The sequence below is a fragment of the Bradyrhizobium sp. ISRA464 genome, assembly GCF_029910095.1.
Classification (GTDB): domain Bacteria; phylum Pseudomonadota; class Alphaproteobacteria; order Rhizobiales; family Xanthobacteraceae; genus Bradyrhizobium.
In genome coordinates, this window is sequence record NZ_CP094526.1 from 1,914,556 (window position 1) to 1,923,933 (window position 9,378).

16 protein-coding genes and 1 pseudogene are annotated in these 9,378 nt (G+C 63.6%); 9 read left to right on the top strand and 8 right to left on the bottom strand.

Annotated elements, in window-relative coordinates; translation table 11 throughout:
- The first annotated feature begins 12 nt into the window (after positions 1-12).
- From MTX19_RS08985 to bfr, 3 genes are all read left to right on the top strand, one after another.
- A complete protein-coding gene (locus MTX19_RS08985) occupies positions 13-300 on the top strand; it encodes a hypothetical protein (RefSeq protein WP_280983306.1) in 288 nt (95 codons plus the stop codon).
- Between the two features lie 27 nt (positions 301-327).
- The gene (locus MTX19_RS08990) at positions 328-600 is read left to right on the top strand and encodes a (2Fe-2S)-binding protein (protein ID WP_280978003.1); all 273 of its coding nucleotides are present in this window, start codon (positions 328-330) and stop codon (positions 598-600) included.
- Between the two features lie 132 nt (positions 601-732).
- The gene (gene bfr, locus MTX19_RS08995) at positions 733-1,221 is read left to right on the top strand and encodes a bacterioferritin (RefSeq protein ID WP_280976123.1); all 489 of its coding nucleotides are present in this window, start codon (positions 733-735) and stop codon (positions 1,219-1,221) included.
- Positions 1,222-1,310: 89 nt separating this feature from the next.
- Here the strand turns inward: bfr and MTX19_RS09000 are convergent, their stop codons facing one another.
- From MTX19_RS09000 to MTX19_RS09015, 4 genes and pseudogenes are all read right to left on the bottom strand, one after another.
- Entirely contained in the window at positions 1,311-1,718 is a 408-nt protein-coding gene (locus tag MTX19_RS09000) for a hypothetical protein (protein ID WP_280983307.1), read from the bottom strand.
- Positions 1,719-1,867: 149 nt separating this feature from the next.
- Positions 1,868-2,473: an MSMEG_1061 family FMN-dependent PPOX-type flavoprotein gene (locus tag MTX19_RS09005; protein WP_280983308.1), complete on the bottom strand. Its 606-nt coding sequence runs from the start codon at positions 2,471-2,473 to the stop codon at positions 1,868-1,870.
- Positions 2,474-2,660: 187 nt separating this feature from the next.
- Positions 2,661-2,945: pseudogene (locus MTX19_RS09010) on the bottom strand (hypothetical protein); the annotation flags it as partial.
- 112 nt (positions 2,946-3,057) lie between these two features.
- Complete coding sequence (locus MTX19_RS09015; protein ID WP_280983309.1) at positions 3,058-3,459, bottom strand: nuclear transport factor 2 family protein; 402 nt, start codon at positions 3,457-3,459, stop codon at positions 3,058-3,060.
- A gap of 157 nt (positions 3,460-3,616) precedes the next feature.
- Between MTX19_RS09015 and MTX19_RS09020 the strand changes: the two genes are divergently transcribed.
- On the top strand, positions 3,617-4,288 hold the full coding sequence (locus tag MTX19_RS09020; RefSeq protein WP_280983310.1) for a metalloregulator ArsR/SmtB family transcription factor: 672 nt from the start codon (positions 3,617-3,619) through the stop codon (positions 4,286-4,288).
- A gap of 14 nt (positions 4,289-4,302) precedes the next feature.
- Here the strand turns inward: MTX19_RS09020 and MTX19_RS09025 are convergent, their stop codons facing one another.
- Positions 4,303-4,548 (bottom strand): DUF2188 domain-containing protein, encoded by a 246-nt coding sequence (locus MTX19_RS09025; protein WP_280976129.1) that lies wholly within the window; start codon positions 4,546-4,548, stop codon positions 4,303-4,305.
- Between the two features lie 121 nt (positions 4,549-4,669).
- On the opposite strand from MTX19_RS09025, the gene MTX19_RS09030 reads away from it, so the two are divergent.
- The 3 genes from MTX19_RS09030 to MTX19_RS09040 all read left to right on the top strand — a co-directional run bounded on the left by MTX19_RS09030 (position 4,670) and on the right by MTX19_RS09040 (position 5,743).
- Positions 4,670-4,936, top strand: a complete 267-nt coding sequence (locus MTX19_RS09030) for a DUF2277 domain-containing protein (protein ID WP_280983311.1) — start codon at positions 4,670-4,672, stop codon at positions 4,934-4,936.
- An 88-nt stretch (positions 4,937-5,024) separates the two neighbouring features.
- A complete protein-coding gene (locus tag MTX19_RS09035; protein ID WP_280983312.1) occupies positions 5,025-5,252 on the top strand; it encodes a hypothetical protein in 228 nt (75 codons plus the stop codon).
- Between the two features lie 77 nt (positions 5,253-5,329).
- Positions 5,330-5,743 (top strand): hypothetical protein, encoded by a 414-nt coding sequence (locus tag MTX19_RS09040; RefSeq protein WP_280983313.1) that lies wholly within the window; start codon positions 5,330-5,332, stop codon positions 5,741-5,743.
- Between the two features lie 12 nt (positions 5,744-5,755).
- Here the strand turns inward: MTX19_RS09040 and MTX19_RS09045 are convergent, their stop codons facing one another.
- Positions 5,756-6,283 carry a collagen-like protein gene (locus MTX19_RS09045; protein WP_280983314.1) on the bottom strand — a complete coding sequence of 176 codons (528 nt, stop codon included), beginning with the start codon at positions 6,281-6,283 and terminating at the stop codon, positions 5,756-5,758.
- A gap of 132 nt (positions 6,284-6,415) precedes the next feature.
- On the opposite strand from MTX19_RS09045, the gene MTX19_RS09050 reads away from it, so the two are divergent.
- Positions 6,416-7,408 (top strand): hypothetical protein, encoded by a 993-nt coding sequence (locus MTX19_RS09050; RefSeq protein ID WP_280983315.1) that lies wholly within the window; start codon positions 6,416-6,418, stop codon positions 7,406-7,408.
- A gap of 4 nt (positions 7,409-7,412) precedes the next feature.
- Here the strand turns inward: MTX19_RS09050 and MTX19_RS09055 are convergent, their stop codons facing one another.
- Together MTX19_RS09055 and fabG are read right to left on the bottom strand one after the other, a co-directional pair.
- On the bottom strand, positions 7,413-7,679 hold the full coding sequence (locus tag MTX19_RS09055; RefSeq protein ID WP_280983316.1) for a helix-turn-helix domain-containing protein: 267 nt from the start codon (positions 7,677-7,679) through the stop codon (positions 7,413-7,415).
- A gap of 175 nt (positions 7,680-7,854) precedes the next feature.
- Complete coding sequence (fabG, locus tag MTX19_RS09060; protein ID WP_280983317.1) at positions 7,855-8,622, bottom strand: 3-oxoacyl-ACP reductase FabG; 768 nt, start codon at positions 8,620-8,622, stop codon at positions 7,855-7,857.
- A 119-nt stretch (positions 8,623-8,741) separates the two neighbouring features.
- On the opposite strand from fabG, the gene MTX19_RS09065 reads away from it, so the two are divergent.
- Positions 8,742-9,215 (top strand): hypothetical protein, encoded by a 474-nt coding sequence (locus tag MTX19_RS09065; protein WP_280983318.1) that lies wholly within the window; start codon positions 8,742-8,744, stop codon positions 9,213-9,215.
- The last annotated feature ends 163 nt before the right edge of the window (positions 9,216-9,378 follow it).

The window sequence follows — 9,378 nt, forward strand, 5'->3', positions numbered from 1 at the left end:
GTAGATTTCGCCATGTCTCGCGCCGCACAAACCGAGGACGTGCCTGTGGACAACGGAGAAATGCCGGTCACTGCACGGCCGACGGCGCCGGCAGCGATGCTGGCGGTGGTGGCGACTGCGGCGGCGATGGTGGGGGAGGCGGCAGCGGCGATTGAGTGCCACGCGCCTGGCGAGCGCCAGAATGGGCTTCGATGCCCGATCAGTTTAGACTCGTTCCAATATGAATCCCGCATCAGTTTGGAATTGCTTCAAAAAGCGCTTTTTCCTTTTGCATCCGGCGAGACCCGACAATATCGATAATAGCAAGCATCACCGATGGACCTGCCCGTGATTGTCTGTTCCTGTAACGTCCTCAGCGACCAAGATGTCCGCAATGCCGTGAGCACCGGCGGGTCCCTGACACGAAATGCCAAGCAGATGTACGGCTGTCTCGGCTGCAGCGCCGAATGCGGCCGTTGCGCGCGCACGATCAAGGCCATCATTGATGAGGCGCTGGGTCCCTGCGCCAAGGCCTGCTGCGCCGGCTGCCCGCACAGCCATCCCCACGCGGCCAACGACGAGGACGCCGAGCCCGCCGAATTCGCGCTCGCGGCCTGCTGATCCCTCCCCAAATCGACTGCAATCAGGATTATCCACGCGCTTCCGCGGAGGGTTGCCCTTGCTAGCAATCTGACTTAGAAGCGTTCTAAAGTTGGAATCTGGCCGATTTGGCCGCGACAGGTGGAGTGGATCATGCAAGGCGACCCGAAGGTCATCGATTATCTCAACAAGGGGCTGCGCAGCGAACTGACCGCCATCAACCAGTACTGGCTCCACTATCGGATGCTGGACAACTGGGGCCTGTTGGAGATGGCCAAGGTCTGGCGCAAGGAATCCATCGAGGAGATGGAGCACGCCGACAAGTTCGTCGCTCGCATCCTGTTCCTTGAGGGTTTTCCGAATCTGCAGGTGCTTGATCCCCTGAAGATCGGCCAGAACGTCCAGGAAATCATCGAGTGCGATCTCGCGTCCGAAATTGCCGCACGCGCGCTGTACGAGGAGGCGGCGACTCACTGCCACGGCGTCAAGGACTATGTCAGCCGCGACCTGTTCGAGGAGCTGATGAAGGACGAGGAGGATCACATCGACTTCCTCGAGACCCAGCTCGACCTGATCAAGCGTATCGGCCTTGAGCTCTACACCCAGAAGCACGTCGGCCATCTGAAGGGCGAGGATTCCTGAGCGGCGTTCGCTGGATCATCCCCAAAATTGCGAGAGGCCGCCCATACGGGCGGCCTCTTTCGCTTGTGGTATCGGTTGGATCCGGCGCGTCAGTAGCACCGGGTGATGTTGACAGTTCGGTCTCCACCGCGTCCGGGAACCGTGACACTCTCGGTCGGACAGCTCGACACATAGGGACGGTCCGACGGCACGACCGCCGGCGGATAGCGATGCGCCCAGTCCCAGGGAACGTCATAGGTGTAGGTGTAGCGGACGTCGTTCGAGATCGGCGGCGCGGCCTCGACGAGCGGCTCTTCGAACGGGCCGTAATCAAAGCCGACGGTGGCCGGCCAGAAGGTGCCGGGCACACGTCCATGATGACGGAAGGCCGGATGGTGTGCGGCGAATGCACCGCGCGCCGCCGCGCCCGATCTTGCGAAAGTCTCGGTCGCGCCCGCAAATATCAGCGCGGCAACGCCCGCGGACGCAATAAGCGTCCGATAGATTCTACACGCCATGGCACGCACCAATTCTTGCGTTACGGACTCGGTGAGTGACGCTAAGCCGTGCCCCGCTGCGTCCGCAAATTCATACTTAATTATTAGTTAAGAAGTAATCTTAATAGGGAGACTTGTCTCAAAACCTCGGGAGGCTCCGCCGCGCCGCGTCACAGCTGGGTCTTGTAGCGCTCGTAGACCGCCTCCTGGGTCTCCGGTTCGCCGAGCGCGGTCTGCTCGTGGATCACTTGGCTGATGCTCGGAAACACCTTGCGTTCGACCCGCGTCTCCGCCGCCCACAATTTCGAGCGCATCAGCGCCTTGCCACAGTGGAAATAGGCTTCCTTGACGTCGACGCGCAGCACTGCGCGTGGCGGCTTGCCGAACTCGATCATCGCCGCAAGCAGATCCGGATCGGCCGACAGCCGGCCCTTGCCGCCGACCCGCAGCGTCTCGTCGATGCCAGGCACGAAGAAGATCAGCTGCAGGAGGCCCGTGCCTTCGACGATGTTGTGGAAACTGTCAATGCGATTGTTGCCGGAGCGGTCCGGAAGCAACAGTTCGTTTGGCCCTGTCACGCTGACGAAGCCCGGCGTGCCGCCGCGCGGCGACGCATCGACGCTGCCGTCGGAGCCGGAGGTTGCCAGCACGCAGAACGGCGACATCTCGATGAACTTTCGTGCGTGCGCGTCGATCCCCGGACGCGCTTTGGCGATCACGCGTGCGGTTGGCTGCGGATAGATCGTGGCGAGGTCGGTTGCGGCAAGATCGGTCACGGCTCCCCCGTCGGATGAGATTTGAGATTAGCACCGAGCGCCGGGCGCGTCATCTCGACGTCATCTAAACCGCGTCCGCGGTGGCGAAGCAGTTGTTGACGCGATTGGGCACGAACAGTGCTGACATGCATGCTCAAAGAATCAGCGAAACGAAGCCACGGGACTTGATGCAGTGCGAAATCATCGTTGACGCGTCGAGCGGCTGACCGGGTCCGAACAGTTCGCCGGCGAAGGTCGGCGTCAGCATGCTGGCGGCCGAGCCGCCGGAGCCGTGCAGCACCAGCACCGGCTGTCCGCTCGGTGCGCCGATCGTGGTGTAGTGCAGCCGCAGCTCCGGCATGATCTCGCTGGTGTGGAATTTGAAGTCCTTCGCGGTCCACTCGCCGTCCTTCGGCGCGGGATAATCTGCAGCCATGGCCGGTACCGATAACGAGACGACAGCGGCGGTGAGCGCCGCGCACAAACGGATGATCGTGCTTCTCCCCGGGGCGCGGCGTATTTGTCCAGCCGCATGGGCGCAAGCCTATCATGACAGAGCGAGCTGTCCGAGTGGCCCGCCGCGCGACCGGGGGAGAATTGTCGCGCTAGCTCGCCCTCAAGATGTTGAGCGCATACCATCCCCAGTAGACGCGATGGCGCTGGATCAGGCCGTCCTTGATCTCCATGACCTCGACGAGATCCATCTGATCGCCGTCCGGAGACTGTCGCGGATATTCCCAGGTGATGATCCGGCCGTCGGTGAAGAAGCCTTGCTTGAAGCGCCTGCGCTGCGGCGGGTTGGTGCGGAACACCCGCGTGACGAACTCGCGCAGCATATCCTTTCCGCGGACGATCCCCTCGCTTGTCTGCATCAGGTGCTGAACCAGCGGGCTTTCGATCGAGGCGTCGGGGGCATAGAGCGCCAGCGCCGCTTCCAGGTCCTTGTTGCCGAGGGCTTCGTCCCAAAGCCTGTAGATGCGTTCCGCATCGTTCCTGTCGGATGTCATGACTGTTCCCTTGTCTTTCTGTTGACCTGTACCGATTTGAGCTGAAGACGCGGCTCTGATGTTTCAGGAAAATCTGAAATAAGTTTCGCTACGTCCTGAATATGGTTAGGACGTTGCTGTCGACGTGGAGGACGATGCGGTGGGATCATCCCAGTCCGTGCAGACAGGATTTTCGCGGATCGCGGAGGCGCTTGGCGATCCGGCGCGCGAGGCGATGGTCAGCGCGCTCGCCGACGGCAAGGCGTTGCCCGCCGGCGAACTTGCCGCCGTCGCTGGGATCTCGCCGCAAAGTGCGAGCGCGCATCTGCAGAAGCTGGTCGATGCGCGCGTGCTGTCGGTCTGGGCTCAGGGCAGGTTCAGGTATTATCGGATCAAGGACGACGACGTTGCGGCGTTGATCGAGACCCTGGTCGACCTGGCCGCCAGAACCAATGCTACGCGCAGGCATGCGATGCCGGCCGAACAGCTCAGGCAATCTCGCACCTGCTACCATCATTTGGCGGGTCAGCTCGGCGTGCTGCTGTCGAATGCGCTGGTTCGCCGCCGGCTCGTCGTCGTCGATGGCTGCAGCGGTCACGTGACCGAGCAGGGGCTGGCTTGGTGCCGGGCCGAGAAGATCGATTTCGACCCTGCGCGGCAGCCGCATCTGCGGCTCTGCAACGACTGGACCGAGCGCGTGCCGCATCTCGCCGGTCCCTTTGCCAATGCGGTGCTCGCGCGACTGCTCGCGGCGCGCTGTGTCGCACCGCATCGCATTCCGCGTGCGTTGCGGATCACGGATCGGGGACGGGCGTTTTTCGATCGGCTAGGCGTGCAGGTTCCGTTTTGACTACGTCAAATACGCTAGCGGCCGTCATCGACATCCGTCTCGGGGCGATCGTTGCCGGCGGCGGTTTCGGTCGTCCACTTGCCGTCGGAGGTTTCGTACTGGATCGCCTCGGTGCGCCCGGGGACGCGTTGCTCCGTCGCGGCCCGGCGCGCGGCGGCGAGCGCTGCGGCATGCGTTGGAAACGGTTCCGAAAACACCCCGTTGACGGTATAGGCCCAGCCACCATCGTGCTGAACGACCTTATAGATCACGTGGCTCATCGGGAACCTCGCTCCGCTTTGGACGATGAGGGGTGCCAGAATAAACCACGATGTCGTATTTTGCAGCAGCCGATCGTCCTTGGGGCAGCCGCCCCCTCATCCCGGGGCGAGGGAGACCATCATGTGCCGCAACATCAAGACACTGTTCAACTTCGAGCCGCCTGCCACGGAGGAGGAGATCCACGCCTCGGCGCTGCAGTTCGTGCGCAAATTGTCCGGCTTCAACAAGCCGTCGCAAGCCAATGAGGCCGCGTTCAACCGTGCCGTGTCCGAGGTCTCCGAGGCGGCGCGAAAACTCCTGATCTCGTTGCAGACCACGGCGCCGGCGCGCGACCGCGAGGTCGCGGCTGAAAAGGCGAGGGAGCGCTCCCGTTTGCGGTTCGGCTGAAGCCCCGACATTCCGCGATGCACGTCACGGTATAGCTGGACGCTCCCGGGCATGATTGGCCGCTCATCCCGTTCCCCGGAGCAACGCCATGAAGCCTGCCGTCCTGCTCACCCTCTGCTCGGTCGCGTTCGCTGTCCTGTGGACCTGCGGCATGCTGTGGTCGAGCGGCGCGATTGATCTCGCCAACGTCATCATCCTGTCGGTCTGCGGGGTGTTCGCGGGCGTTGCCTGGTACTACGCGATGCGCTGGGTCTTCCAGCTCATCCACCTCGTTTCGCCCTGCGATCGACCGGTCAACCCGGGTGTGGACCGCTGAGTATCAGGCCTTGCGCCAGGGCGCGCTTGCAAAGCGGCTCCAACCGGCGTTGTCTATTGCGAACTGAGGGGCGCGCCATGCGCATCATCATTGCACTTGTCGTTGCGCTGGCGTCGTCGGCCGCTTGCGCTGGCACGTCCGAAGGCTACGGCATGGGCGGCTGGATCGGAAAATTCCAGCCCGAGATCGACCGGGCCAACGCCACCGGCGAGCTATTCCGCATCAAGGGACATTGTCAGTCGAACTGCACGCTGTTCTTCGGGCTGCGCAATGTCTGTGTCGAGCGCAGCGCGACGCTGTTGTTTCACGCCGGCCACGACCGCCAGCGCAACATCAATGCGACGTCGACCCAGCGAATGCTGAATGCCTACAAGCCCGCGCTGCGGCAATACGTGCTTGCGCATCACTACATGGATACGCTGGAATTCCACGCGATCCCGGGTGCGATGATCATCGACCGGTTCGGCTACAAGGAGTGCCCGCGCAGCTAAGGACAAGAAGGGTTACTTCTTGTCCTTCTTGCGGTGCTTCTTCTTTTTCTTGTGATCATCGTCGTCGTCATCATCTTCGCCGTAATCGCCGGGGTCGACGTCAAGGGCGATCGCCTCCGCGGCTGCGCGTTCGGCTGCGTCGCGCGCGGCTTGCTCGGCCGCTTCGCGCTCCTTGGTGCGCTTGTAGTCTTCCCAGGCGTCGAAGATCATGTGCAGCCACGGCATCACCTGGTCGATTGACGGCAGCTGCCCGGGCGGTCCGGCTTCGCCGCGCGGACCCGCGGGGCCCTGGGGGCCTTGCGGACCAGGCTCGCCGCGGGCGCCTTGCGGACCCGCCTTGCCCGGCGTCCCGGGCTTGCCCTGCGGGCCTGCCTTGCCGACCGGTCCGGCCTTTCCCTGGGGACCCGGCTTGCCGCGCGGGCCTTCCGGCCCCGGCCGCCCCGGATGGCCCTGTGGACCCGGACGTCCCGGCTCGCCCTGACGGCCTTGCGGCCCCTGCGGTCCTCGCAGCCCCTGGCGGGAAGTTGTGTCGTCAACCACTGATATGCTCCGTCAAGATTTCAGGCTGCTTGTAACAGAGGTTGGATGACAGCTTCAATTCTGGCGGCCAATGCTGCTGATGCAAGCGATCAACAGTCATAATTCGATGTGTTGGTGACGACGGAGGGCGCGTTGCGGATTCTGAATGACACGCGCGGCGAGGCTGCAGGCGGACCTGCACGGTTGCCGACGCTCGATATCGTGGTCGCGCGGCACGACGTGCTCGACGAGGAGACCTTTCGCGGCACCGGCGTCCTCGATCTCTATGAAGAGCTGTTTCCCGCGAGCGAGCGCGACGATTCGGACGATATCGTGCACTGGGTATTATCAGATGATGTCGGCGAGCCGCGGACCTTCACTCTTGACGGTCGGGAGATGTCGTATTGCCTCGACTCGCGCTTCTTCATTCTGCGCGCCGCCGAGCGTGCGATCGGGCTCGGCTTCTTCACCTGCGATCACGCAAGCAAGCTGATCTTTTGCAACTATGTCGGCGTACAGAAGGCGTGGCGGGGCGGCGGCCTGGCGCGGATGTTCTATCGCGAGATGATCGACATGCTCGACGAATTGTTTCCGCGCAACGTCGGTGTGGTGCTGGAAGTCGAACCGTTCGATCGTGACAGGGTGGAGGCAATCATCGCCGATCTCGAACGTTCGGGCGGTCGATCGCTGGAGGCGCATGAGCAGGCTGAGATCCGCAGATTTCTTCGCGTGAGCTGGTATCACAAGCTCGGCTATTCCTTCTTCTGCGATGCGCGCATGAGGAAGCCCCTACTGTGCCGCTCGCCGTGTCTCGATCCATCGTTGCCGCCGTCGGCCTGGGCCGGTGCGGAAGAGGACTACTGGCTGATGTGGCACGCGCGAAGCGACGGGCCGCCCGCAGCGACCAACGCTCGCGAACTCTGGCAGAAGGCCGTGACCGCGATCTATGTCGAGATCCTCGCAAAGTCGCTGGTCGCGGAGGACCCGTGCGACCGGCGCGACTATTGGGACTATGCGGTCGCGTTGACCACGCGGACGCTGCAACAGACCGCGGCGACCGAGATGAGCCTCGCAAGCTATCTCGGTCCCGACGACAGCCCGCTGCTGTCGCGCTGGCGGCGCCTTGCGATCGACCTGCCGATCTGAGCCGCTAGCCGCTGCCGTGATCGGCGTGCGGCGGCACGTCGATGCCGTCGGCGGAATACTCGCGGATCTTGTTCCGCAAGGTCCGGACCGACAGCCCGAGCACGCGCGCGGCGCGGGTGCGGTTGCCGTCGCAGCGGGCCAGCGTTTGCAGCACGAGCTCCCGTTCGACCTCGTCGACGGTCGCACCGATCAGCAGTGGCACGATTTCATTTGGGGCCAGCGACGGCAGCAGCACAGCTTCCGGCGCAGGCAGGGTGGACGCGTAGGACATTGACACCTCCCGATCAACGCCCGCCTCACCGATGAAGCGGAAACATCGAGAATCGAACTACCCCAAAACCTGTAGTTTCACGCTGTGCCCGTTTGGTTAACAACTCCTTAATATCCACTAAGCGTCTGCGCTATAACGCAAATACCCCGAAATCGCCACGATTGGGTTCCCGTCGTCACAGCGTCCGATAGCCGCCATCCACCATCACGATCGACCCGGAGACGTAAGCCGACATATCGGAGGCCAGGAAGATCGCGGGCCCCACAATGTCTTCCGGCTTGCCGGCGCGGCCGAGCGGCGTGTGATCCATGAAGACCTTCACCAGATCCGGATTGGTGGCGCGCACCTTCTCGTTCAGCGGTGTCTCGATGAACCCCGGGCCGATCGCATTGACGCGCACGCCATCCTTGCCGAGCTCGGCGGCGAGCGCCTTGGTGAAGCCGAGCACGCCGTGCTTGGAAGCGGTATAGGCGGGTGAGCTCGGCGTGCGCAGATGTACGAAGGACTGGATCGAGCCGATATTGACGATGCGCCCCTTGTTCTTGCGCAGCGGCGCAAGGAAGGCATGCGTCACGTTGAAGACGCCGGTGAGATTGATCGAGATGATGTCCTCCCAGTCCTTGATCACGGCCTCTTCTGCGCCAAGCATGCCGTTGCGGCGGGCGATGCCGGCATTGTTGACCAGGATGGAGACCGGCCCGACCTTGTCGGCCACCTGCTTTGCCATCGCGATGCAGGCGTCGCGATTGGTGACGTCGAGCGCGAAGCTCTCCGCCTTGCCGCCGGCGCCGCGGATCTCCTTTGCCGCCTCGGCCGCGGCGTCGCCATTCATGTCGAGCAGCACGACGCGCGCGCCCTCGCGTCCGTAGCCTAGAGCGATCGCGCGCCCGATGCCGGAGCCCGCACCGGTGACGACGGCAATGTGATTGTCGAGTAGGGGCATGGCGTTCCTCGTTTGTTGTGAGTTGTCGACAACACTATTCAAAACTGCGCCAATCGAAACGCCAAGCCGTGTTTGCGCGTTGCTGTCATCCAGATTCGGATGACAGCACGGACCCGAACATGGACCCGCATATCAGGCAGTGGAGACTTGCGATCGAGCGCTTCCGCGCGGCGTCCGATCCCGACTACGGCGAGATGGCCCGGATGGTGGCCGAGATCGCCGCAACCGACATCGACGAGACGCTGCGACAGGCGGCCGCACAGGTGCTGCCGATCCTGCGCCACGCGGCCGCAAGATCGGCCGATCGCCGCACCAAGGAGATGGCGCGACGCCGCCTTGGCATCATCAGCGATGCGCTGCATATGCTGTCCGCGCCGCAGTTCGGCCGGCGCGGCCTCGCACCGAAGATGCTGACGCTGGAAGACCGGTATCGGCAACTGCTCGGCCTGCCGCTCGGCCGGCGCCTGGCAGCGACCGAGATCCATCAGGCCTTCAAGCGCGCCGCCAAGACGGTGCATCCCGATGGCGGTGGCAACAGCGCGGCGTTCCTCGAGCTGGCCGCCGCGCGCGACGCGCTGATCAAGCATCATTGACGCGGCATCGCCATGCCGGCCAGCACACGGGCGGGCGTCGCGGCATTGCCGTACGCCCGCCCGGTGCATTCTCGGGCGCCGTGCCAAATTGCGCTGCGATGCGCGCTTGCTACAGTCGGCGCGCCGCGATTCGTATCTGCGTCGCGACGTGAGCGAACTTCAG